The 23,642-nt window shown below is 62.1% G+C and carries 19 protein-coding genes; 17 read left to right on the forward strand and 2 right to left on the reverse strand.

Annotated features, from left to right (window positions below; all coding sequences use genetic code 11):
• The first annotated feature begins 64 nt into the window (after positions 1-64).
• The 6 genes from prpE to ACCD03_RS10015 all read left to right on the forward strand — a co-directional run bounded on the left by prpE (position 65) and on the right by ACCD03_RS10015 (position 8,566).
• Positions 65-1,966 carry a propionate--CoA ligase gene (prpE, locus tag ACCD03_RS09990; protein WP_325652068.1) on the forward strand — a complete coding sequence of 634 codons (1,902 nt, stop codon included), beginning with the start codon at positions 65-67 and terminating at the stop codon, positions 1,964-1,966.
• Between the two features lie 345 nt (positions 1,967-2,311).
• A complete protein-coding gene (gene carA, locus ACCD03_RS09995; protein WP_206275250.1) occupies positions 2,312-3,448 on the forward strand; it encodes a glutamine-hydrolyzing carbamoyl-phosphate synthase small subunit in 1,137 nt (378 codons plus the stop codon).
• Between the two features lie 21 nt (positions 3,449-3,469).
• The gene (leuE, locus tag ACCD03_RS10000) at positions 3,470-4,144 is read left to right on the forward strand and encodes a leucine efflux protein LeuE (protein WP_325652071.1); all 675 of its coding nucleotides are present in this window, start codon (positions 3,470-3,472) and stop codon (positions 4,142-4,144) included.
• Between the two features lie 16 nt (positions 4,145-4,160).
• A complete protein-coding gene (gene carB / locus ACCD03_RS10005; protein ID WP_045203237.1) occupies positions 4,161-7,406 on the forward strand; it encodes a carbamoyl-phosphate synthase large subunit in 3,246 nt (1,081 codons plus the stop codon).
• A 196-nt stretch (positions 7,407-7,602) separates the two neighbouring features.
• On the forward strand, positions 7,603-8,079 hold the full coding sequence (gene greA, locus ACCD03_RS10010; RefSeq protein WP_024975432.1) for a transcription elongation factor GreA: 477 nt from the start codon (positions 7,603-7,605) through the stop codon (positions 8,077-8,079).
• Positions 8,080-8,098: 19 nt separating this feature from the next.
• A complete protein-coding gene (locus ACCD03_RS10015) occupies positions 8,099-8,566 on the forward strand; it encodes a DUF4149 domain-containing protein (RefSeq protein ID WP_045203235.1) in 468 nt (155 codons plus the stop codon).
• 55 nt (positions 8,567-8,621) lie between these two features.
• Here the strand turns inward: ACCD03_RS10015 and ACCD03_RS10020 are convergent, their stop codons facing one another.
• Positions 8,622-9,122, reverse strand: coding sequence for a YhbY family RNA-binding protein (locus ACCD03_RS10020; RefSeq protein ID WP_024975433.1), 501 nt, complete (start codon positions 9,120-9,122; stop codon positions 8,622-8,624).
• 108 nt (positions 9,123-9,230) lie between these two features.
• Between ACCD03_RS10020 and ACCD03_RS10025 the strand changes: the two genes are divergently transcribed.
• The 11 genes from ACCD03_RS10025 to phoR all read left to right on the forward strand — a co-directional run bounded on the left by ACCD03_RS10025 (position 9,231) and on the right by phoR (position 21,306).
• Positions 9,231-9,896, forward strand: a complete 666-nt coding sequence (locus tag ACCD03_RS10025; RefSeq protein WP_027681159.1) for an RlmE family RNA methyltransferase — start codon at positions 9,231-9,233, stop codon at positions 9,894-9,896.
• Positions 9,897-10,026: 130 nt separating this feature from the next.
• The gene (ftsH, locus tag ACCD03_RS10030; protein ID WP_004634256.1) at positions 10,027-11,913 is read left to right on the forward strand and encodes an ATP-dependent zinc metalloprotease FtsH; all 1,887 of its coding nucleotides are present in this window, start codon (positions 10,027-10,029) and stop codon (positions 11,911-11,913) included.
• 145 nt (positions 11,914-12,058) lie between these two features.
• Positions 12,059-12,922 carry a dihydropteroate synthase gene (gene folP, locus ACCD03_RS10035; RefSeq protein ID WP_325652154.1) on the forward strand — a complete coding sequence of 288 codons (864 nt, stop codon included), beginning with the start codon at positions 12,059-12,061 and terminating at the stop codon, positions 12,920-12,922.
• Positions 12,923-13,030: 108 nt separating this feature from the next.
• A complete protein-coding gene (glmM, locus tag ACCD03_RS10040) occupies positions 13,031-14,374 on the forward strand; it encodes a phosphoglucosamine mutase (RefSeq protein ID WP_413411456.1) in 1,344 nt (447 codons plus the stop codon).
• 191 nt (positions 14,375-14,565) lie between these two features.
• Positions 14,566-15,600: a phosphate ABC transporter substrate-binding protein PstS gene (gene pstS / locus ACCD03_RS10045; protein WP_253539927.1), complete on the forward strand. Its 1,035-nt coding sequence runs from the start codon at positions 14,566-14,568 to the stop codon at positions 15,598-15,600.
• Positions 15,601-15,717: 117 nt separating this feature from the next.
• The gene (gene pstC / locus ACCD03_RS10050) at positions 15,718-16,692 is read left to right on the forward strand and encodes a phosphate ABC transporter permease PstC (RefSeq protein ID WP_045203231.1); all 975 of its coding nucleotides are present in this window, start codon (positions 15,718-15,720) and stop codon (positions 16,690-16,692) included.
• 38 nt (positions 16,693-16,730) lie between these two features.
• Entirely contained in the window at positions 16,731-17,615 is an 885-nt protein-coding gene (gene pstA / locus ACCD03_RS10055; protein ID WP_045203230.1) for a phosphate ABC transporter permease PstA, read from the forward strand.
• On the forward strand, positions 17,612-18,403 hold the full coding sequence (gene pstB, locus ACCD03_RS10060) for a phosphate ABC transporter ATP-binding protein PstB (RefSeq protein ID WP_045203229.1): 792 nt from the start codon (positions 17,612-17,614) through the stop codon (positions 18,401-18,403). The genes pstA and pstB overlap by 4 nt, the downstream gene beginning before the upstream one ends.
• 40 nt (positions 18,404-18,443) lie before the next feature.
• Positions 18,444-19,157 (forward strand): phosphate signaling complex protein PhoU, encoded by a 714-nt coding sequence (phoU, locus tag ACCD03_RS10065; protein ID WP_045203228.1) that lies wholly within the window; start codon positions 18,444-18,446, stop codon positions 19,155-19,157.
• 23 nt (positions 19,158-19,180) lie between these two features.
• Complete coding sequence (gene phoB / locus ACCD03_RS10070) at positions 19,181-19,894, forward strand: phosphate regulon transcriptional regulator PhoB (protein ID WP_045203227.1); 714 nt, start codon at positions 19,181-19,183, stop codon at positions 19,892-19,894.
• An 83-nt stretch (positions 19,895-19,977) separates the two neighbouring features.
• On the forward strand, positions 19,978-21,306 hold the full coding sequence (gene phoR / locus ACCD03_RS10075) for a phosphate regulon sensor histidine kinase PhoR (protein WP_325652082.1): 1,329 nt from the start codon (positions 19,978-19,980) through the stop codon (positions 21,304-21,306).
• A gap of 84 nt (positions 21,307-21,390) precedes the next feature.
• On the opposite strand, the gene ppk1 is transcribed toward phoR, so the two are convergent.
• Entirely contained in the window at positions 21,391-23,562 is a 2,172-nt protein-coding gene (gene ppk1, locus ACCD03_RS10080) for a polyphosphate kinase 1 (protein ID WP_316676650.1), read from the reverse strand.
• Positions 23,563-23,642 lie beyond the last annotated feature (80 nt).

The raw sequence follows: 23,642 nt of genomic DNA on the forward strand, positions 1-23,642 counted from the left end.
AAGTAGGTGTATCCGAGCACAATCAAGATTGAGTCATCGAACACGATGGCCAGGAGACAACGTCATGTCCATGTCCGCCGCGTATCGCGCGCTGTATCAGCGCTCCATTGACGACCCCGCAGGCTTTTGGGGCGAGCAGGCCCAGCGCATCGAGTGGCAAACGCCGTATTCCGCAGTCCTCGACGATTCGCGCTTGCCGTTCGCCAAGTGGTTCGTGGGCGGACGCACCAACCTGTGCCACAACGCCGTCGACCGGCATCTCGCCACGCGCGGCGAGCAAGCGGCGCTGGTGTATGTCTCCACCGAAACCGGCCAGGAGACAACGTACACGTATCGCCAGCTCCATCGCGAGGTCAACCGCATGGCGGCGAGCCTGCAGGCGCTGGGGGTCAGACGTGGCGATCGCGTGCTGATTTACCTGCCGATGATTCCCGAAGCTGCGTTTGCCATGCTGGCCTGTGCGCGCATCGGCGCGATCCATTCGGTGGTGTTCGGCGGTTTCGCATCCAACAGTCTCGCCACGCGCATCGACGACGCCACGCCGCGTGTGATCGTGAGTGCGGATGCGGGCTCGCGAGCGGGCAAGGTGGTCGAATACAAACCGTTGCTTGACGCAGCGATTGACCTAGCGGCGCACAAGCCCGAGCGCGTGTTGCTCGTCAATCGCAAACTCGCGCCCATGCAGCGCAACCCGCGCGATGTCGATTACGCAACGCTCGCGGCGGAGCACGCGAATGCCGATGTGCCATGCGAATGGATGGAGTCGAGAGAGCCCTCGTACATCCTCTACACCTCTGGTACGACCGGCAAACCGAAAGGCGTCCAGCGCGACACCGGCGGCTATGCGGTGGCACTGGCGGCGTCGATGCCGCTCATTTTTGGCGCGCAGCCCGGCGACACGATGTTTACTGCATCGGATGTCGGCTGGGTGGTCGGGCATAGCTACATCGTTTATGCGCCGCTGCTCGCGGGCCTGACGACGGTCATGTACGAAGGCACACCAATCCGCCCAGACGGCGCGGTCTGGTGGCGCATCGTCGAGCAATACCGCGTGAACGTGATGTTCACCGCGCCCACCGCCATTCGCGTGCTCAAGAAGCAGGATCCGGCGCTACTGCAGCGACATGATCTGTCGAGTCTGCGGCGCCTGTTCCTTGCCGGCGAGCCGCTGGACGAGCCCACCGCCAGCTGGATCGGCGAGGCGCTGCACAAGCCCATCGTCGACAACTACTGGCAGACCGAGACTGGCTGGCCGATGTTGGCCATTCCGCAAGGGGTCGAGCCTTCTGAGCAAAAGCTCGGCTCGCCGGGCTTTCCGGTCTACGGCTATAAGCTCGACATCTTGGATGAGGCGACCGGAGAGCCATGCGCCCCGGGCGAGAAAGGGCTCCTCGCCGTCGCCGCACCGCTGCCGCCGGGCTGCATGACCACCGTCTGGGGCGACGATGCCCGGTTCCTGCAAACATACTGGTCGGCGTTTCCCGGCCGGCACATCTATTCGAGCTTCGACTGGGGCGTGCGTGACGAAGAAGGCTACGTGACCATCCTCGGCCGCACCGACGATGTGATCAACGTGGCGGGCCACCGCCTCGGTACGCGCGAGATCGAAGAGAGTCTTTCGTCACATCCGGCCATCGCCGAGGTAGCGGTGGTGGGCGTGGCCGATCAACTCAAGGGGCAGGTGGCGATGGGGTTTGCCATCGTGCGTGATGCCTCGCGCATTACCGAGGCGGCGGGGCGTCTGGCCCTGGAGGGCGAACTGATGCGCACGGTCGAGGTGCAACTCGGCGCAGTGGCGCGGCCCTCGCGCGTATTCTTTGTCGGGGCCTTGCCCAAGACGCGCTCCGGAAAGCTGCTGCGCCGCGCAATGCAGGCCGTAGCGGAGGGCCGTGACCCGGGTGATCTGACCACCATCGAAGACCCCACGGCACTGGCTCAGGTGCAGGCTGCCATGCGAGGTGAGTAGGGCACTCCAAACGCGACGTTCTCATCCGCTTGGAGCTGGACGTAAGGGCATGACGGAAAGCCGCCATGCGGCTGGCGCTCGCCGTTAAGTCCTTCCTTTCATTGAGTTTTTTGCGGCGTCCGGGTATAATTTTTGGGTTTGAGTTCAGAAACCCATCACCCTAGCGCCAACCGCTTCCTACCTCCCGCCTACCGCCCCGTCTGCCTCGTTTCTCGGTGATTCCTGGTGAGTTCTGTCCCAGCCCGACTCGCGACTCGCGAACGGCCCGGATTCCGCGCAGCCGGAATTCCGCTTCGGCGACAAGGTGATCAGGTCGGCACAGGGTGAATCCAGCAGGAGCTACCCGTGTTGCCGTCTTTCCCGCCCGCCATCCTCGCGCTTGCAGACGGCACGGTCTTTCGTGGCTATTCCATCGGTGCGGCCGGTCATACGATCGGCGAAGTGGTGTTCAACACTGCCATCACCGGCTATCAGGAAATCCTCACCGATCCGAGCTACTCGCGCCAGATCGTCACGCTCACGTATCCGCATATCGGTAACGTCGGCGTGAACCGTGAGGACGTCGAAGCTACGAAAGTCCATGCCGCCGGCCTCATCATCAAGGATCTGCCGATCCTCGCGTCCAATTTCCGCAAGGAACACTCGCTCTCGCATTACCTCAAGGGTGAGAAGGTCGTCGCCATTGCCGGAATCGATACCCGCAAGCTGACCCGAATCCTGCGCGAGAAGGGCGCCCAGAACGGTTGCATTCTCGCCGGCGAAGACAACGTGCAGAAGGCCATCGACCTCGCGCGTTCGTTCCCGGGCCTGTCGGGCATGGATCTGGCGAAGGTCGTGTCCGTGACCGAGCCGTACGAGTGGACCCAGACCGAATGGGCGCTGGGCCGCGGCTACGGCAAGCAGGAAGCCCCGAAGTATCACGTGGTCGCGTATGACTTCGGTGTCAAGTTCAACATCCTGCGCATGCTGGCCGAGCGCGGCTGCCGCGTGACGGTTGTGCCTGCGCAAACCAGTGCAGCCGATGTGCTGGCGCATAACCCGGACGGCGTGTTCCTCTCCAACGGCCCTGGCGATCCGGAACCGTGCGACTACGCTATCGCTGCCGCCAAGGAATTCCTGGAGCGTCGCCTGCCAACGTTCGGCATCTGTTTGGGTCATCAGATCATGGGCCTGGCCGTCGGCGCCAAGACGCTCAAGATGAAGACCGGCCATCACGGTGCCAACCACCCGGTCAAGGATTTGCAGGATGGCCGCGTGGTCATCACCTCGCAGAACCACGGTTTTGCGGTGGACCCGGAATCGCTGCCCGCCAACGCGCGCGTGACGCACGTTTCGCTGTTCGACGGCACGCTGCAGGGCTTCGAGCTGACCGACCGTCCGGCGTTCTGCTTCCAGGGTCACCCGGAAGCGTCGCCCGGTCCGCACGACATCGCGTATCTGTTTGACCGCTTCACCGCGGCGATGGACGCAGCGAAGCAGTAAAGCAAACGAGATCGCATCGCCATGAACGCTTTCATGCTCGCCCACGTCGGCATCACCGAGTTCTGGACCTTCCTGCTCGGCACGATCTTCATCGTGCTGCTGCCGGGGCCGAACTCGATGTACGTGCTGTCGGTGGCAGCCCGCCGCGGTGTGCGCGCGGGCTACCAGGGTGCGTGTGGCGTGTTTCTGGGCGATGCCATCCTGATGGTGTTGTCGGCAGCGGGCGTGGCTTCGCTGTTGAAGGCGAGTCCGGCGCTGTTCTACGTCGTGAAGTACGTCGGTGCGGCGTATCTGGCGTGGATCGGCCTGCAGATGCTGCGTGGCGCGGTGCGCAATTGGCGCGCGCGCAAGGCCGGCGGGTCCGTCGAGCAGGCCGCGGCCCCGGCCGACGAATCGCATCCGTTCAAGAAAGCGCTGGTCATCAGCCTGCTGAACCCGAAGGCGATCCTGTTCTTCATCTCGTTCTTCATCCAGTTCGTCGACCCGCACTACGCGCTGCCGGTGGTGTCGTTCGTCGTGCTGGGGCTGGTCTGCCAGATCTGCAGTTTCCTGTACCTGACCACCATCATCTTCGTGGGCGCGCGGCTGGCCGCGGCGTTCCGCGCGCGACGACGTTTGTCTGCAGGTATGAGCAGCGGCGTCGGCGCCATGTTTATCGGCTTTTCCGCCAAGCTGGCGACGGCCACACTGAATTAATCGAATCGAGCGGGTTATGCCAAAACGTACAGATATCAAAACCATCCTGATCATCGGCGCGGGTCCGATCATCATCGGCCAGGCGTGTGAATTCGATTACTCCGGCGCGCAGGCTTGCAAGGCGCTCCGTGAAGAAGGCTTCAAGGTGGTCCTGGTCAACAGCAACCCGGCCACGATCATGACCGACCCGAACACGGCCGACGTGACCTACATCGAGCCGATCACCTGGGAAGTGGTCGAGCGCATCATTGCCAAGGAGCGTCCGGATGCGATCCTGCCGACCATGGGCGGCCAGACCGCGCTGAACTGCGCGCTGGACCTGCATCGCCATGGCGTGCTGAAGAAGTACAACGTCGAGCTGATCGGCGCATCGCCCGAGGCGATCGACAAGGCCGAAGACCGTCAGAAGTTCAAAGACGCGATGACCAAGATCGGTCTGGGTTCGGCCAAGTCGGGCATTGCGCATTCGATGGACGAAGCCGTGGCCGTGCAGTCGCAAATCGCCAAGGAAACCGGCACGAGCGGCTACCCGATCGTGATCCGTCCGTCGTTCACGCTGGGCGGCACGGGCGGCGGCATCGCCTACAACCGCGAAGAGTTCGAAGAGATCTGCAAGCGCGGTCTCGACCTCTCGCCGACCAACGAGCTGCTGATCGAAGAGTCGCTGCTCGGCTGGAAGGAATACGAGATGGAAGTCGTGCGCGACAAGGCCGACAACTGCATCATCGTCTGCTCGATCGAAAACCTGGATCCGATGGGCATCCACACCGGTGACTCCATTACCGTGGCCCCGGCACAGACGCTGACGGATAAGGAATACCAGATCCTGCGTAACGCCTCGCTGGCTGTGCTGCGCGAGATTGGCGTCGATACCGGCGGCTCGAACGTGCAGTTCTCGATCAATCCTCAGGACGGCCGGATGATCGTGATCGAGATGAACCCGCGTGTGTCGCGTTCGTCGGCGCTCGCGTCGAAGGCGACCGGTTTCCCGATCGCCAAGGTTGCTGCCAAGCTGGCCGTGGGTTACACGCTGGACGAGCTCAAGAACGAAATCACCGGTGGCGCGACCCCGGCGTCGTTCGAGCCGTCGATCGACTACGTGGTCACCAAGGTGCCGCGTTTCGCGTTCGAGAAATTCCCGCAGGCCGACAGCCACCTGACCACGCAGATGAAGTCTGTGGGCGAGGTGATGGCCATGGGCCGTACCTTCCAGGAATCGTTCCAGAAGGCGCTGCGCGGCCTGGAAGTCGGCGTGGATGGCCTGGACGAAAAGTCCACCGACCGCGACGAGATCATCGAAGAGATCGGTGAAGCCGGTCCGGATCGCATCTGGTACCTGGGCGATGCATTCCGCCTGGGCCTGTCGATCGACGAGGTCTACTCCGAGACCGCCGTTGACCCCTGGTTCCTCGCGCAGATCGAAGACATCGTCAAGACCGAAGCGCTGGTCAAGGCTCGCACGCTGGACAGCCTGTCGGCTGCCGAGCTGCGTCTGCTCAAGCAGAAGGGCTTCTCCGACCGCCGCCTTGCCAAGCTGATGAAGACGACTTCCAAGGCCGTGCGTGAGAAGCGTATCGCCGAGAAGGTCCGTCCGGTCTACAAGCGTGTGGACACCTGCGCTGCCGAATTCGCTACCGATACCGCGTATCTGTACTCGACGTATGAGGCTGAGCACGGCGAGTGCGAAGCCGAGCCGACCAGCAACAAGAAGATCATGGTTCTGGGCGGTGGCCCGAACCGGATCGGCCAAGGCATCGAGTTCGACTACTGCTGCGTGCACGCTGCGCTGGCGCTGCGCGAAGACGGGTACGAGACCATCATGGTCAACTGCAACCCGGAAACCGTCTCGACCGATTACGACACCTCCGACCGCCTGTACTTCGAGCCGGTGACGCTGGAAGACGTGCTCGAGATCGTCGACAAGGAAAAGCCGGTCGGCGTGATCGTGCAATACGGCGGCCAGACCCCGCTGAAGCTCGCGCTCGACCTGGAAGCCAACGGCGTGCCCATCATCGGCACGTCGCCGGACATGATCGATGCGGCCGAAGATCGCGAGCGCTTCCAGAAGCTGCTGCACGAGCTGGGCCTGCGCCAGCCGCCCAACCGCACCGCGCGTGCGGAAGACGAGGCGCTCAAGCTGGCCGAAGAAATTGGCTACCCGCTGGTGGTGCGCCCGTCGTACGTGCTCGGCGGCCGTGCGATGGAAATCGTGCATGAGCCGCGCGACCTCGAGCGCTATATGCGTGAAGCCGTGAAGGTGTCGAACGACAGCCCTGTGCTGCTCGACCGCTTCCTGAACGACGCCATCGAATGCGACGTGGATTGCATCTCCGATGGCAAGAACGTCTTCATCGGCGGCGTGATGGAGCACATCGAGCAGGCCGGCGTGCACTCGGGCGACTCGGCTTGCTCTCTGCCGCCGTATTCGCTGTCGCAAGCCACCGTTGATGAGCTCAAGCGCCAGACTGCTGCGATGGCCAAGGCGCTGAACGTGGTTGGCCTGATGAACGTGCAGTTCGCGATCCAGCAGAGGGACGGCGAGGACATCGTTTACGTGCTGGAAGTGAACCCGCGCGCTTCGCGTACGGTGCCGTACGTTTCGAAGGCGACCGGTGTGTCGTTGGCCAAGGTCGCGGCTCGTTGCATGGCGGGGCAGTCGCTGGATTCGCAAGGCATCGAAAAGGAAGTCGTGCCGGCGTACTACAGCGTCAAGGAAGCTGTGTTCCCGTTCAACAAGTTCCCGGGCGTGGATCCGGTGCTTGGACCGGAAATGCGCTCCACTGGCGAAGTGATGGGCGTTGGCAAGACCTTTGGCGAGGCGCTCTTCAAGAGCCAGTTGGCTGCCGGTTCGCGCCTGCCCGAGAAGGGCACCGTGCTGATGACGGTCAAGGACAGCGACAAGCCGCAAGCCGTGGAAGTTGCCCGCGCGCTGCATACGCTGGGCTACCCGATCGTGGCGACGCGCGGTACGGCTTCGGCCATTGAAGCCGCCGGCATTCCGGTGCGCGTGGTCAACAAGGTGAAGGACGGCCGTCCGCACATTGTCGATATGATCAAGAACAGCGAGATCGCACTCGTCTTCACGACCGTCGACGAGACGCGTGCCGCGATTGCCGACTCGCGTTCCATCCGCCAGGCAGCATTGGCCCAGCGCGTGACGTACTACACGACCATCGCTGGTGCTCGCGCCGCGGTGGAAGGTCTGAAGCACATGCAGCACCTCGATGTGTATGACCTGCAGGGCCTGCACGCCACCCTGTAAGCCCGCCCTCAGGGCCCGCGACGCGGTATAGCGTCGCGGCGGGCCTCCCGGAGGAGGGGCAGTTGCCGCCTCCGGACGGTTCGCCTAAACTAGAGCGTCCGTGTCAAAACAACGACAGCCGCCGTCAGGCGGGTGTGCGCTACGCGCCCTCCCGCTTCGCAGCGGCTGATTTTTTTGTGATTCCGAAAGACTTACGATGAGCACCATTCCGATTACCAAGCGCGGTGCCGAGATGCTGAAAGACGAACTCCAACGTCTGAAGACCAAGGAGCGTCCGGCCGTCGTCAACGCCATCGCCGAGGCGCGTGCCCAGGGCGATCTGTCCGAAAACGCCGACTATGATGCCGCCAAGGAGCGCCAGGGCTTCATCGAAGGCCGTATCCAGGAAATCGAAGGCAAGCTATCCGCCGCGCAGATCATCGATCCGGCTTCGCTGGATGCCGACGGTCGCATCGTTTTTGGCGCAACCATTGATCTGGAAGATTTGGATTCGGGCAAGCCCGTCACGTACCAGATCGTCGGCGATGACGAAGCCGATCTGGAAACCGGCAAGATCTCGATCAGCTCGCCGATCGCCCGTGCGTTGATCGGCAAGTTCGAAGGCGACGTCGCCACCGTGGTCGCCCCGGGCGGCGAACGCGAGTACGAAGTCCTGGCCGTCAAGTACCTCTAACCCGATCCGAGGCAACGCCATGCCGCAGCGCTTCTTCCAGTTGCTTGCCACGGTATGGTGCGGTTCGCTCTGGACCATCGGTTACATCGTCGCTCCGACGCTGTTCGCGATGCTGGACGATCGCCAGTTGGCCGGCTCGATTGCCGGCCGGTTGTTTCATGCGCAAGCGTGGATCGGCCTAGCGACAGGATGTTTGCTCCTGCTGGCTGCGACGGCGCTGGTGCGTCGCGGTCAGGCCGGATACCGGCGGCTGCGCTGGCTTGTGCTGGCGATGCTGCTTTGCGTGCTGGTGGGCTATTTCGGTCTGCAGCCCTTCATGGCGTCGCTGCGCGCACAGGCCGATGCGCTAGGCGTAGCGGTGGGGGATTCGCCTTACCGCGCACAGTTTGGCATGCTGCACGGCGTATCGAGCGTGTTCTATCTGGTGCAGAGTCTGCTGGGGTTAGTGCTGATCTGGAAGGCGGCCGATGTTCGGCAAGCCGTTTGAGAAAAAAAAGACCGGCTGAAAAGCCGGTCGTTTTTTTGTACGGCCCCGGATCGGATCAGGACAGCGCCTTCTTTTTCTGGCTGGTTTGACGCGGCTTGGCGCGCTTGACGTTGCCACCGGCCGTGACGCGTTCGTTGCCAAGCACGCTCAGGCGGACCGGCTTCGGGCGACGTGCGCTGTTCGGGTTTGGCTTGCGCACGGTGACGGAGCGCGGACCGGCGCCAACGGTAGTCTTGCGTGGCGGCTTGAGGTCGCGCGGCTGGTTTTCCTTCAGGTACGCTGGGCCTTCGCGCCAGATCACCAGCAGCTTGCCGATGTGCTGTACGGGGGCGGCCTGCAGGCGGGCGCAGATGGTGTCATAAAGCTCAATGCGTGCTTCGCGGTCATCGCCGAAGACGCGAATCTTGATCAGTCCGTGGGCCGCCAGCGAGCGGTCGATTTCGGCCAGAACGGGCTTGGTCAGGCCCTCCGCACCGATGATGACGACCGGGTTCAACGCGTGCGCTTCGGAGCGCAGTTCCGATCGTTGGGCAGGGGTGAGGATAAGGGCGGGCATAAATAAGGGCGGGATCACGCAAAGAGACAAACGGCGCGTATTATCCGCCAAAACCAGTCCGGGCTGCCATGTTTGGCGCTACATTCGGGCGAAATTGCAACCAATTCGATGGCAAAGAACAAGTTCAACCAGTCGTGGCTGCACGACCATATCAACGATCCGTACGTAAAGCTGGCGCAGCGCGAAGGCTATCGCGCACGTGCCGCCTACAAGCTCAAAGAGATTGACGAGCAAGACAAGCTGATCAAGCCGGGCCAGGTCATCGTTGACCTGGGCGCCGCGCCGGGCAGTTGGAGCCAATACGTGCGCAACAAGCTGGCCGCATCGCCGCGCGCCAAGGATGGCCGTATCGATGGGGCAATCGTCGCCATCGACATCTTGCCGATGGAAGCCATTGCCGACGTCACTTTCATCCAGGGCGACTTCCGTGAGGACGACGTTTTCCGGCAACTCGAAGAAATCGTGCTGGAAGCCACCGGCGGGGGCAAAGTGGACCTTGTTTTGTCCGATATGGCCCCCAATCTCTCAGGTGTGGCGTCAGCAGACGCCGCGCGTATGGAGCACATCGCTGAACTGGCTGTGGAATTTGCCATGGCGCACCTGAAACCTGAGGGCGCGCTGCTGATCAAATGTTTTCACGGCAGCGGCTATAGTCAGATCGTCGAGATGTTCAAGCGCCATTTCAAGATCGTTGCGCCGCGCAAGCCTAAAGCCTCCCGCGACAAATCGTCCGAAACATTCTTGTTGGGCCGGCAGCTCAAGCATCCGGGCTGACGGACGATACTCACAGAGGGGCCCCGGCTGGCATGGTGGTGCCTCGGTCTTGCGGGCAATCAACCCGCGGCGGTGTCCGTGCATTACAATGCCAAGCATCCCGTCAAGGCATTTCTAAAGGAGTCTCGCCTTGAATAACAACTGGTTTCAGAAGGCGGCCATCTGGCTGGTGATTGCCTTGGTGCTGTTCACCGTCTTCAAGCAGTTCGACAAGCCGCGCACCCAAGAGGGTGTGACGTACTCGCAATTCATGGATGACGCGAAGGCTGGCAAGGTTAAACGCGTCGAAGTCCAGGGCCGCACGTTGTTGGTCACGCCCAACGAGGGCAACAAGTACTCAATCATCTCGCCCGGCGACATCTGGATGGTGGGCGACCTGATGAAGTACGGCGTGCAGGTGACCGGCAAGGCGGAAGAAGAGCAAGGTGTGCTTCTCACCGCCCTTTACTACCTTGGCCCGACGTTGCTGATCATCGTGTTCTGGTTCTACATGATGCGGCAGATGCAGGGCGGTGGGAAAGGTGGCGCCTTCTCGTTCGGCAAGTCGCGAGCGCGGTTGATCGATGAGAACAACAACAGCGTCACGTTTGCTGACGTGGCAGGCTGTGACGAGTCGAAGGAGGAAGTCGTCGAGCTGGTCGACTTCCTGAAGGATCCGCAGAAATTCCAGAAACTGGGCGGGCGCATCCCGCGCGGCGTACTGCTGGTGGGCCCTCCGGGTACCGGTAAGACGCTGCTGGCTCGCGCCATTGCCGGCGAAGCCAAGGTACCGTTCTTTAGTATTTCCGGTTCGGACTTCGTTGAAATGTTCGTTGGCGTGGGCGCTGCCCGCGTGCGCGACATGTTCGAAAACGCCAAGAAGCAGGCGCCTTGCATCGTGTTTATCGATGAAATCGATGCGGTCGGCCGTCATCGTGGCGCTGGCATGGGCGGCGGCAACGACGAGCGCGAGCAGACCCTCAACCAGATGCTGGTGGAGATGGATGGCTTCGAGGCCAACTCGGGCGTTATCGTGATCGCGGCAACCAACCGTGCTGACGTGCTCGACAAGGCGCTGCTGCGTCCGGGCCGGTTCGACCGCCAGGTCTACGTTGGGCTGCCCGACATTCGCGGCCGTGAGCAGATTCTCAAGGTGCACATGCGCAAGGTGCCGATTGGCAACGACGTTGATGCATCGGTGCTGGCGCGTGGCACGCCGGGCTTCTCGGGCGCTGATCTGGCCAACCTGGTCAACGAAGCTGCGCTGTTTGCTGCGCGCCGTAACAAGCGCGTGGTCGACATGCAGGACTTCGAAGATGCGAAGGACAAGATCTACATGGGTCCGGAGCGCAAGTCGGCTGTGATCCGCGAAGAGGAACGCCGCGCTACGGCGTACCACGAGTCGGGCCATGCAGTGGTGGCCAAGCTGCTGCCGAAGGCTGATCCGGTGCACAAAGTCACGATCATGCCACGCGGTTGGGCGGGCGGTCTGACTTGGCAGCTGCCTGAGCACGACAAGCACTACGCCTACAAGGACACGATGCTCGAAGAGGTCGCGATTCTGTTCGGTGGCCGTGCTGCGGAAGAGGTGTTCCTGGGTGCGATGAGTACCGGTGCCTCCAACGACTTCGAGCGTGCCACCAAGATGGCCCGCGACATGGTGACGCGCTATGGCATGAGCGACGCACTCGGCACCATGGTCTACGTCGATACGGAACAGGACGGTTTCTTCGGCCGCATGGCCTCGAAGACGGTGTCCGAGGCGACGCAGCAGAAGGTGGATTCGGAAATCCGCCGTATCGTGGACGAACAGTACGCCCTGGCCAAGGGGCTGCTGGAAGCGAATCGCGAGAAGGTTGAAGCCATGACTGCGGCGCTGCTTGAGTGGGAAACCATCGACGCGGACCAGGTCAACGACATCATGGACGGCAAGCCGCCGCGCCCGCCGCGTTACGGCTCGACTGGTGGTGGAAGCACCCCGCCGGGTGGTGGCACGCCGGCTGGTGTGAACCCGGGCAACGTGCCTGCCACGGCCTGATGGTGATTCCTTAGCTTGTCGCCCTGGCAGCGACGCAAAAGAGCCGGTGCAAGCGCACCGGCTTTTTTGTTGGCGCTTTCTGGCGTGCCTGGCGTAGCATTCCGGTCCTGCGCAGCATTTCCGTCTATCTATCTTGTCCGCTTCCATTCCCACCACAACGCACTTCCAGTGTGGTCGATTCCGTTACGCGCGCGATCAGCGTCCGCTGGTCATGGGCATTCTCAACGTCACGCCCGATTCGTTCTCTGACGGTGGGCAGCACGCCACGCGCGATGCGGCCTTGCGCCATGCTGAAAAACTGATCGCTGAAGGCGTCGACATGATCGACATCGGCGGCGAGTCGAGCCGGCCGGGCGCCGAGCCGCTCAGCCTGCAGGCTGAGTTGGACCGCGTGATGCCCATCGTCGAGGCGTTACACGACTGCGGAAAGCCGCTGTCGATCGATACTTATAAGCCCGAGGTGATGCGTGCCGCGCTGGATGCCGGCGCGGATTTGATCAACGACATATGGGGCTTTCGCCGGCCTGGCGCGATCGACGCTGTCGCCAGCGGCAACGCGGGCCTGTGCGTCATGCACATGCAGCGCGACCCTGAAACGATGCAGGAATCGCCTAGCTATGCCGACCTGATGGGCGAGGTTGAGACCTTCCTGTGTGCGCAAACAAAGGCGCTGATGGCTGCTGGCGTGGCGGCCGAGCGTATCTCGCTCGACCCGGGATTTGGCTTTGGCAAAACGCCGGATCACAATCTCACCATGCTCAATCGCTTGGCGGAGTTCAATCGGATCGGTCTGCCGCTGCTCGTCGGTTTATCGCGCAAATCGACGCTCGGCGCTGTGCTGGGCGGCAAACCGCCGGCCGAGCGCGTGACGGCCAGTGTGGCGGCAGCATTGCTGGCCGCAGAGCGAGGCGCGTTCATCGTGCGTGTGCACGACGTGCGGCCAACGGTGGAAGCGATTCAACTGTGGTGGGCGATGCGTCATGAACGCGTCGATCCGCCAGTCGCCTGACAGCCGCCCCAGCCTCACGCTGCTGGGGGTCAAGCAAATAGAGGATTGCCCGGCGATGGCCGGCGCCTTACAAACAAATAAAGAAACATTCTCCAGGAGAGACTCCCAATGTCCAGGAAGTATTTCGGCACCGACGGCATCCGTGGGCGTGTCGGCGAAAGCCCGATCACGCCGGATTTCGTGTTGCGCCTTGGTTATGCAGCAGGCCGCGTGCTGGCCCACGGCGGAGAGGCGCATGGCCATGGCCGTCCCACCGTGCTGATCGGCAAGGACACGCGCCTGTCGGGCTACATGCTGGAAGCCGCGTTGGAAGCGGGCTTTACCGCAGCGGGTGTTGACGTCTTGATGAGCGGGCCGCTGCCCACGCCGGGTGTGGCGTATCTCACGCGTGCACTGCGGCTGTCGGCAGGTGTCGTGATTTCTGCGTCACATAACCCGTATTACGACAACGGCATCAAGTTCTTCTCGGCCACCGGCGACAAGCTGCCGGACGAAACCGAGTTGCAGATCGAGGCCGAGCTGGAAAAACCGATGGTGTACGCGGCCTCAGACGCGCTGGGTCGTGCCCGTCGTATCGAGGATGCCGCTGGCCGCTACATCGAGTTCTGCAAGAGCACGTTCCCTAGCGATTTGAACCTGTTCGGTATGAAGGTCGTGCTGGACAGCGCGCATGGCGCGGCCTATCACATCGCGCCGCACGTCTTCCATGAGTTGGGTGCGGACGTCGTGTCGATCGGCAACCAGCCGAATGGCCGCAACATCAACGACGGCTATGGCGCGACGGCGCCGGGCAAGCTGGTCGAGGCCACGCGTGAGCATGGGGCCGACATTGGCCTGGCCTTCGACGGCGATGCCGACCGCCTGCAGGTGGTGGACCGCAATGGCCGCCTCTATAACGGCGACGAGCTGCTCTACGTCATGGTGCAGGCGCGCCGTGCGGCGGGCCAGACGGTGCCGGGTGCGGTCGGCACGCTCATGACCAATCTCGCCGTGGAGCTGGCGCTCAAGGCGCAGGGCGTCGAGTTCGTGCGCGCCAAGGTGGGCGACCGCTACGTGCTGGAAGAGCTGAAGAAGAATGGTTGGCTGCTGGGCGGCGAAGGGTCGGGCCACTTGCTCTGCCTGGACAAGCACAGCACGGGCGACGGCATCATCTCGGCGCTGCAGGTGCTTGCGGCATTGCGTCGCAGTGGCCAGACGCTGGACCAGATGCTGGACGGCGTGCGCCTGTTCCCGCAAAAGCTAATCAACGTGCGGGTCGAAAAGGGTTTCGACTGGAAATCGCACGCTGGCCTGCAAGCGGCGCTGAAGGCCAGCGAGGCAGAGCTTGACGGCAAGGGCCGGGTGCTGATTCGTCCGTCGGGTACGGAGCCGGTTGTCCGCGTGATGGTGGAAGCGCAAGACGCAGAGCTGGCCAACCAACATGCGGAGCGTCTTGCCGCGACGTTGCAATAAGCTCCTGCTCGGTCAAGTAAGCGAGTCAAAAAGCGGCCTTCGGGCCGCTTTTTTTATGCACGTGGGTCGACTTTCATGCGCTGCAGGTCAGTTATGAGAAGTTTTCGTGTTGTCACAGAACTGTCATCCAAGCCGCCTAAAGTTCGGATGTCAAAAATCTGTCATCGCTCAACCGCTCCTCTGGAGAACTCATGAAACTGGTCAAAACCGCAATCGCTGGCGTGGCTGCACTGGCTTTCGCTGGTGCCGCATTTGCTGTAGATATCACTGGCGCAGGCGCGACGTTCCCGGCACCCGTCTACAACAAGTGGGCGGCCGACTACAACAAGGCGACCCAAACCAAGGTGAACTACCAAGGTATCGGTTCGTCGGGCGGCATCAAGCAGATCACCGCCAAGACCGTCGACTTCGGCGCATCGGACATGCCGCTGAAGGACGAGGAGTTGAACAAGGATGGCCTGATCCAGTTCCCGACCGTGATCGGCGGCGTGGTGCCTGTGATCAACCTGCCGGGCGTGAAGCCGGGCGAGCTGACGCTGAACGGCCAGTTGCTGGGTGACATCTACCTGGGCAAGATCAAGAAGTGGAATGATCCGGCCATTGCCAAGCTGAATCCGAAGGCCAAGCTGCCGGACCAGGACATCCTGGTGGTGCGCCGTGCTGACGGTTCGGGCACCTCGTTCATCTTCACGAACTACCTGTCGAAGGTGAATACTGAGTGGAAGAGCAAGGTGGGCGAAGGCACGACCGTGAACTGGCCGACCGGTACGGGTGGCAAGGGCAACGAAGGCGTGGCCGCTTTCGTGCAGCGTCTGGGTGGTGCGGTTGGCTACGTTGAGTACGCCTATGCCAAGCAGAACAAGATGACGTACGTGAACCTGCAGAACAAGTCGGGTGCCACCGTTCAACCGACCGCTGAAGCCTTCAAGGCTGCAGCCGCTGGCGCCGAGTGGAGCAAGTCGTACTACCAGATCCTGACGGACGAACCGGGCAAGGACGCATGGCCGATCGCTGGTGCAACGTTCATCCTGCTGCACAAGACGCAAGCCAAGCCGGCGCAGGGCGCTGAAGTCATGAAGTTCTTCGACTGGGCCTACAAAGGTGGCGATGACGCTGCCAAGAGCCTGGACTACGTGCCGCTGCCGGACGCTGTGAAGAACCAGATCCGCGCAACGTGGAAGTCGAGCGTGAAGGATGCATCGGGCAAGGTTGTCTACAACCAATGATGGTTGCCTGCTGCATAAGGGTTCGTAAGTAGGTGCAGCACAAGGTGCGGGAGGGCGGTATGAATCGGCCGCCCGCACCATTTCAAAAGCTTCTTTCTCGGCTGACCGGTTTCCCTCATGGCCACGCTCTCTGATTCCTCTGGCGCTTCCCGTATGCGAGCACCCAGCCGCTTTGGCGACCTGGTGTTCGGCGGTCTGACCCGCCTTGCCGCAATCGTTACGCTGTTATTGCTGGGCGGCATCATCATCTCGCTCATCATCAGCTCCTGGCCCACGATTCAGAAATTCGGCCTGTCGTTCCTGTGGAATTCAGAGTGGGATCCGCCCTCCGACATCTATGGCGCGCTGGTGCCCGTCTACGGCACCCTGGTCACGTCGCTGATCGCGCTCATCATTGCCGTGCCTGTGAGCTTCGGCATTGCACTGTTCTTGACCGAGCTGTCGCCGGCGTGGCTGCGCCGACCGCTGGGTACCGCCATCGAGCTGCTCGCTGCAGTGCCGTCCATCGTGTACGGCATGTGGGGTCTGCTCGTGTTTGCGCCGATCTTCGGCGAATACTTTCAAAAGCCGCTGGCCGCGACCGTCGGCAAGATCCCGGTCATCGGAGCGCTGTTCCAGGGTGCGCCGATCGGCATCGGCCTGCTGTGCGCTGGGGTGATTCTGGCGATCATGATCATCCCGTACATCTCGGCGGTGATGCGCGACGTGTTTGAGATCACGCCGACGCTGCTTAAGGAATCTGCCTACGGCGTGGGCTGCACGACGTGGGAAGTCATGTGGAACGTGGTGCTGCCTTACACCAAGGCGGGTGTGATCGGCGGTGTGATGCTGGGCCTGGGGCGCGCCCTGGGCGAGACCATGGCCGTGACGTTCGTGATCGGCAACACCAACCTGCTGTCCGATCCGTCGTTGTTCTCGCCGGGTAACAGCATCACGTCGGCGCTGGCCAATGAATTTGCGGAAGCGGGGCAGGGTCTGCATACCGCGGCGCTCATGGAGCTGGGCTTGATCCTGTTCGTCATCACGTTCATCGTGCTGGCGGCCTCCAAGTTGCTGCTTCTGCGCTTGCAGAAGAGCGAGGGTCAAAAGTGAACCAACGCGATCTGCTTGACGCTATGAGACCCAACACCATGCGTACGTCTTCCATTCCTGCCGTCCGCCCCGACTCTGAAAAGATCAAGGCACGCCTGCAGGCCCGCCGCCGCAACGTCAACGGGATTGCGCTGTCGCTGTCGCTTGCCGCCATGGCTTTCGGCCTGGTGTGGCTGGCATGGATTCTGTGGACCACGCTTTCGCTGGGTGTGGGCGGCTTGTCGATGTCGCTCTTCACCGAGATGACGCCGGCGCCCGATACGCCGGGAGGCGGCCTCGCCAACGCCATCGCAGGGTCGTTCCTGCTGGTGGGCATGGCCACGCTGATCGGCACGCCGCTGGGCATCCTGGCGGGCATCTATTTGGCCGAGTACGGCAAGACCTCAATGCTTGCGAGCGCGACGCGCTTCATCAATGACATCCTGCTGTCGGCGCCGTCCATCGTGATCGGCCTGTTCGTGTATGCCGTCGTGGTAGCCCGCGTGCAGCACTTCTCGGGTATCGCGGGCGTGCTTGCGCTGGCACTGCTTCAGATTCCGATCGTGGTGCGCACCACCGAGAACATGCTGAACCTGGTGCCCAACGCGATGCGTGAAGCCGCCATGGCGCTTGGCACGCCCAAGTGGAAGATGATCCTGTCGATTACGCTCAAGGCGTCGTATGCCGGCGTGATTACCGGTGTGCTGCTGGCCATCGCCCGCATTGCCGGTGAAACCGCGCCGCTGCTCTTTACCGCGTTGAACAATCAGTTCTGGAGCTTGGATCTGAATCAGCCGGTGGCTACGCTGCCGACCGTGATCTTCAAGTTTGCGATGAGCCCGTTCCCCGAGTGGCAGCAACTGGCCTGGGCCGGGGTGTTCCTGATTACGCTGGGTGTGCTGGGGCTGAACGTCCTTGCGCGTGCCTTGTTCACCAAGAAATGATCATGACTGCTACGTCCCTCGAAGTGCGCACGCAAAGCCCGAAGATTGATGTTCGCGACCTGAACTTCTACTACGGCAAGTTCCACGCGCTGAAGAACATCTCGATGCAGATTCCCGAGAAGCAGGTCACGGCGTTCATCGGCCCGTCGGGCTGCGGCAAGTCGACTCTGCTGCGTACGTTCAACAAGATGTACGCGCTGTATCCGGAGCAGCGCGCCGAAGGCCAGATCAACATGGACGGCGAGAACTTGCTGACCTCGCGCATGGACATCGCCTTGTTGCGTGCCAAGGTCGGCATGGTGTTTCAGAAGCCGACGCCGTTCCCGATGTCGATCTACGACAACATCGCGTTCGGTGTGAAGCTGTTCGAGCGCCTGTCGCGCTCCGAAATGGACGACCGCGTGGAATGGGCACTGACCAAGGCGGCGCTGTGGAATGAAGTGAAGGACAAGCTCAACCAGTCGGGCTACGGCCTGTCCGGCGGGCAGCAGCAGCGTCTGTGTATTGCGCGCGGCATTGCCATCCGCCCTGAAGTGCTGCTGCTGGACGAGCCGTGCTCGGCGCTGGACCCGATTTCCACTGGCAAGATCGAAGAGCTGATCGCCGAACTGAAAGACGACTATACGGTGGTCATCGTTACGCACAACATGCAACAGGCGGCGCGTTGCTCCGACTACACGGCGTACATGTACCTGGGTGAGCTGATCGAGTTCGGCGATACCGAAAAGATCTTCATCAAGCCGCAGCGCAAAGAAACAGAAGACTACATTACCGGCCGCTTCGGCTGACCTGCAACAACGCTGACGCTGAAGCGAAAAGGAGAAACCGATGTCTGAGAAGCATCTGTCATCGCAGTTTGACACCGACCTGACCACCATCAGCACCAAGGTGCTGCAGATGGGCGGTCTGGTGGAAGCACAGATTGCACGCGCCATGCGTGCGCTGGCCAATTTCGACACCGCCATGTGCGATCAAGTCATGGCCGTGGAGCTGGAAATCAACGCGCTCGAGATCGAGATCGACAGCGATTGCAACAACATCATCGCGCGCCGCCAACCGACCGCGCGTGACCTGCGTTTGGTGATGGCCATCTCCAAGACCATCACCAACCTCGAGCGTGCCGGCGACGAAGCCGAGAAGATCGCCAAGCGCACCAAGCGCATCATGCAAGACCCGTCGGCACATGCGCTGAACTACGCCGGTGTGGAACGTTCGGGTGAGATGGCCGCGACCATCCTGCGTCACGCGCTGGACGCCTTCGCACGCCTGGACACCGCTGCTGCCTTGTCGATCCTGCAGGAAGACAAGGCCATCGATGAGGAATTCCGCGGTTTCATGCGCGAACTCATCACGTACATGATGGAGAACCCGCGCACGATTTCGGTAGCGCTGGATCTGCTGTTCATTGCCAAGGCCATCGAGCGTATTGGCGATCACGCCAAGAACATCGCCGAGTTTATTATCTACATCGTCAAGGGCACCGACGTCCGGCACGCTTCACGCGAGACGCTGGCACGCGAGATCCTCGGCGAGGGCGAATAAAGGGCAGGACTGGAGACGTGAGCATGCCGAGCAGTATTCTCGTCGTAGAAGACGAACCGGCGATCGCTGAACTGATCGCCGTCAACCTGCAGCACGCGGGGCACTACCCGATCCGCGCATACAACGCCGAGCAGGCACTCTCGCTGATGAGCGATGTATTGCCCGACCTCGTTCTGCTCGATTGGATGCTGCCGGGCAAGTCGGGCGTGATGTTCGCCAAGGAGCTGCGCGCCAACGAGCGCACGCGCCAGATCCCGATCATCATGCTGACGGCCCGCAGCGAAGAGCAGGACAAGATCATGGGCTTGGACAGTGGCGCGGACGATTACGTCACGAAGCCGTTCTCGCCCAAGGAGTTGTTGGCGCGCATCAAGGCGGTCCTGCGCCGCCGCGCGCCGCAGCTGACCGACGACGTGGTGGCGATCAACGGCCTGAAGCTGGACCCGGCCACGCACCGCGTGACGGCCACGAACCTCGAAGCAGAAAACCCGATCAAGCTGGACCTCGGTCCGACGGAGTTCCGACTGCTGCATTTCCTGATGACGCATCCGGAGCGTGTACACAGCCGCTCGCAGTTGCTTGATCAGGTGTGGGGCGACCATGTGTTCGTAGAAGAGCGCACGGTGGATGTGCACATCAAGCGATTGCGCGCAGCACTCGCTCCGGGCGGCTACAGCAACATGATCGAAACCGTGCGCGGCAGCGGCTATCGCCTGGCGCGCAATCCGGGGCAATAACGTCGCAGTCGGACGAGCGCGCGAGCGGGGGGATCCATCGCGCTTTCACACGTCCGTCGCGGTCCAGCGCTTAGAATGCCTTCATGAACGTCTTCTGGACCCGCTTTGCCGTCTTTGCCGCCCTCATGGGCATTGTCACGGCATGCCTCTATCTCTTCGTCGACCATGTGGTTGCGCTGGCCGTGCTCAGTGCAATGCTGCTGGCGATGCTCCTCTATTACATCTATCAGATCCAACGCCTGTGGCGCGTGCTGGACTCGCCCGCCTATGGCGAGATCCCCAGCGCGCTGGGCCTGTGGGGCGAGGTCTACTACCGCCTGCACCGATTGATGAAGGCCTGGCGCACCCAGGTGCTGCAGGTTGAGCAGCAGCACAGCCGCTTCATCCAGGCCATTCAGGCCTCGCCAAACGGCGTGCTCATGCTTGACGGTGAAGACCAGATCGAATGGTGCAACGCGGTGGCGGAAGAGCACTTCGGCCTGTCTGCCAGGCGTGATCTGCGTCAACGCATTACCCACCTGATTCGCCGACCGGAGTTCGTGCGCTACCTGGCGCGCGGCGAGTTCGAGGAGCCGCTCACCATGCATGACGTGGGCCCGCACAAGCAAAGCATCATCTCTGCCCAAATCTTGCCGTACGGCGAAGACCGCAAGCTGCTGGTGTCGCAGGACATCACCAAGCTGGAGAATACCGAAGCGATGCGCCGCGATTTCGTGGCCAACGTCTCGCACGAGCTGAAGACGCCGCTGACCGTGCTCTCGGGTTTCCTGGAGACGGTGCGCGACCTTCCGCTGCCGGAAGAAGACAAGAGGCGCTACCTGGACATGATGCATACGCAAGCCATGCGCATGCAGCATTTGGTGGAAGACTTGTTGGCGCTCGCCACGCTCGAGGGCAATTCCGAGCCGCCGGCATTGGCGCCGGTGCCGATGCAGCGCATGATGCTGCAGCTCCAGCACGATATCGAAGCGCTGTCTGCGGGCCGGCACACCGTCAGCATGACGTGCGACTCCACTGTCAGCGTGTGCGGCGCCGAGCTTGAATTGCTTTCCGCGTTCAGCAATCTGGCGTCGAACGCGGTGCGCTATACGCCGGATGGCGGCACGATCCGCCTCGACTGGGGCGTGCGCGACGGGCACGCGGTTTACTCCGTCACCGACACGGGGATCGGCATTGCGCCCGAGCATATTCCGCGTCTGACCGAGCGCTTCTATCGTGTGGACCGTAGCCGTTCACGCGACACCGGCGGTACCGGGCTGGGCTTGGCCATTGTGAAGCACGTGCTGTCACGCCACGGCGGGGAACTGCAGGTGACCAGCGAGCATGGCAAGGGCAGCACCTTCCGCGCCGTGTTCCCGCCGGAGCGTACGGTGGTGCGCAGTGCCAGCGTGACCGATGAGCGCGTTGCCTGATCGCCGGTTCTTTCCATCCATAGAATGCATAAAAAACGCACGCTGTTGAGCGTGCGTTTTTGTTTGCAGACACAGGCTGGCGGATCAGCCCGCGGAGATCTCCACCGGAGCGCGCACCGTCGGTTCCGCAGCCGTTGCCGCCGCCACTGCGGCTGCCGTCTCCGCCGCCGCAGCCGCCTGCGGCGAGAAGTGGTTCAGCAGTTCCAGCTGGCTGATGCGCACGTGCTTGCCACGCGTCTGGCGCTGCACGTAGCTGCCATCCTGCTGCATGACCCACGCCGATGCGTTGTCGCGCAGATGCACCTGCAGGCTTTCCCTGATGACGCGCGCCTTGAGCTTGCGGTCGAGCACGGGAAACGCCACTTCCACGCGGCGGAACAGGTTGCGGTCCATCCAGTCGGCGCTGGAGAGATAGACGACTTCCTCGCCGCCGGCATGGAAGTAATAGACGCGGTGGTGCTCAAGGAAACGCCCGACGATGGAGCGCACGCTGATATTTTCCGACAGCCCCGGCACGCCCGGCTTGAGGGCGCACACGCCGCGCACGATCAAGTCGACTTTCACGCCGGCCCGCGACGCCTTGTACAGCTCGTCGATGATGGCCGGCTCCAGCAGCGCGTTCATCTTGCCGATGATGCGCGCACGTTTGCCTGCGCGAGCGGCACGCGCTTCGGCTCGGATGTGCTCGATCAGGTTGTCGTGCATCGTGAACGGCGAGTGCCACAGATGATGCAGCTTGATCTGCGCGCCTGTGCCCGTGAGCAGCTGGAACACGTGATGCACGTCTTCGCAGATCTGCTCGTTGGCCGTCATCAGGCCAAAGTCGGTGTAGAGGCGGGCGGTTTTGGGGTGGTAGTTTCCCGTGCCCAGGTGCGCGTAGCGGCGCAGCTTGACCGCCTTGCCCTTGCCGGATACCTCGCGACGCACCACCAGCAGCATCTTTGCGTGACACTTGTGGCCCACCACGCCATAGACGACATGTGCGCCGGCCGATTCAAGCTGGTCCGCCCAGTTGATGTTCGTCTCTTCGTCAAAGCGCGCGAGCAGTTCGACGACAACGGTCACCTCCTTGCCGTTGCGCGCCGCTTTGATGAGCGCTTCCATCACCGTGGATTCGTTGCCAGTACGGTAGACAGTCTGCTTGATGGCAACCACGTCTGGGTCGCGCGCAGCTTGCTGCAGCAATTCCAGCACGGGCGTGAAGCTTTCGTACGGATGGTGCAGCAGGATGTCACCCTGGCGGATGGCGTCGAACACGTTCGAGCTGTTGGCGACCCGTCGCACCGTTGCCGGCACGTGCGGCGGGTACTTCAGCACCGGTTTGTCGACCATGTCGGGCACCTGCAGCAGGCGCACGAGGTTCACAGGGCCCTTGACGCGGTAGCAGTCCGCATCGGTTAGACCGAACTCCTGAAGCAGGCGCACCACCAGTGCCGGCGATGTGTCGTGCGCGAGTTCCAGGCGCACCGCGTCGCCAAAGTGGCGCGTGGACAGTTCGCCCTGCAGCGCTTCGCGCAAGTCCGTGATTTCATCTTCCGACACGAACAGATCGGAGTTGCGTGTTACGCGGAATTGGTAGCAGCCATGTACGTCGATCTGCGGGAACAGCTCGTGCACAAAGCCCTGCATGAAAGACGAGAGCAGCACGAACCCATACTGATAGCCCGACAGCTCCGGCGGCATCTGCACAAGCCGGGGCAGGGCGCGCGGCGCCTGCACGATGGCCAGTTCAGCTTCACGGCCGAAAGCGTCCTTGCCCGACAGCTCGATGATGAAGTTCAGGCTCTTGTTGAGCACACGCGGGAAGGGGTGCGCCGGGTCCAGCGCCATCGGCGTCAGGATGGGCACCAGTTCGCGCTGGAAGAAACTGCGGCACCAGGCGCGCTGGGCTTCATTCCAGTTGGTCGTCATGTGGAAGAAGACGCCTTCCTTCTCCAGCAAGGGCAGGATCTCGTCTTGCAACATGGCATACTGTTGCGCGACCAGCTGCCGCACCCGCTCCGAAACCACGCCAAATGCCTGCTGCACCGACAGCCCGTCGGGCGTGACCGATGAAGGGTTGTCGCGCATCTGTTCCTTCAATCCGGCAATGCGGATTTCAAAGAACTCATCGAGATTGCTCGACACGATGCAGATGAATTTCAGCCGCTCCATCAGCGGCACACCCGGGTCAGCAGCCTGGGCGAGCACACGGGCGTTGAATTCCAGGATGCCCAGTTCGCGATTGAGCAGATCGCCCGCGGGCAATGTCGACATGTTGTGTTCAGACGGATGACGATCCGGCCACTTTTTCATAATTCAGTGTCAAATTTGTGACACATTGGATTTGTCACGTT

The organism is Ralstonia sp. Ralssp135 (genome assembly GCF_047304345.1).
GTDB classification, from domain to species: domain Bacteria; phylum Pseudomonadota; class Gammaproteobacteria; order Burkholderiales; family Burkholderiaceae; genus Ralstonia; species Ralstonia chuxiongensis.

Excerpts from the sequence above, each read along its gene's own strand:
- prpE (WP_325652068.1), top strand. The coding sequence starts at position 65 with ATGTCCATGTCCGCCGCGTATCGCGCGCTGTATCAGCGCTCCATTGAC.
- leuE (WP_325652071.1), top strand. The coding sequence starts at position 3,470 with ATGAACGCTTTCATGCTCGCCCACGTCGGCATCACCGAGTTCTGGACC.
- carB (WP_045203237.1), top strand. The coding sequence starts at position 4,161 with ATGCCAAAACGTACAGATATCAAAACCATCCTGATCATCGGCGCGGGT.
- greA (WP_024975432.1), top strand. The coding sequence starts at position 7,603 with ATGAGCACCATTCCGATTACCAAGCGCGGTGCCGAGATGCTGAAAGAC.
- ACCD03_RS10015 (WP_045203235.1), top strand. The coding sequence starts at position 8,099 with ATGCCGCAGCGCTTCTTCCAGTTGCTTGCCACGGTATGGTGCGGTTCG.
- ACCD03_RS10020 (WP_024975433.1), bottom strand. The coding sequence starts at position 9,122 with ATGCCCGCCCTTATCCTCACCCCTGCCCAACGATCGGAACTGCGCTCC.
- ACCD03_RS10025 (WP_027681159.1), top strand. The coding sequence starts at position 9,231 with ATGGCAAAGAACAAGTTCAACCAGTCGTGGCTGCACGACCATATCAAC.
- glmM (WP_413411456.1), top strand. The coding sequence starts at position 13,031 with ATGTCCAGGAAGTATTTCGGCACCGACGGCATCCGTGGGCGTGTCGGC.
- pstS (WP_253539927.1), top strand. The coding sequence starts at position 14,566 with ATGAAACTGGTCAAAACCGCAATCGCTGGCGTGGCTGCACTGGCTTTC.
- pstC (WP_045203231.1), top strand. The coding sequence starts at position 15,718 with ATGGCCACGCTCTCTGATTCCTCTGGCGCTTCCCGTATGCGAGCACCC.
- pstA (WP_045203230.1), top strand. The coding sequence starts at position 16,731 with ATGCGTACGTCTTCCATTCCTGCCGTCCGCCCCGACTCTGAAAAGATC.
- pstB (WP_045203229.1), top strand. The coding sequence starts at position 17,612 with ATGATCATGACTGCTACGTCCCTCGAAGTGCGCACGCAAAGCCCGAAG.
- phoU (WP_045203228.1), top strand. The coding sequence starts at position 18,444 with ATGTCTGAGAAGCATCTGTCATCGCAGTTTGACACCGACCTGACCACC.
- phoB (WP_045203227.1), top strand. The coding sequence starts at position 19,181 with ATGCCGAGCAGTATTCTCGTCGTAGAAGACGAACCGGCGATCGCTGAA.
- phoR (WP_325652082.1), top strand. The coding sequence starts at position 19,978 with ATGAACGTCTTCTGGACCCGCTTTGCCGTCTTTGCCGCCCTCATGGGC.
- ppk1 (WP_316676650.1), bottom strand. The coding sequence starts at position 23,562 with ATGTCGACATTGCCCGCGGGCGATCTGCTCAATCGCGAACTGGGCATC.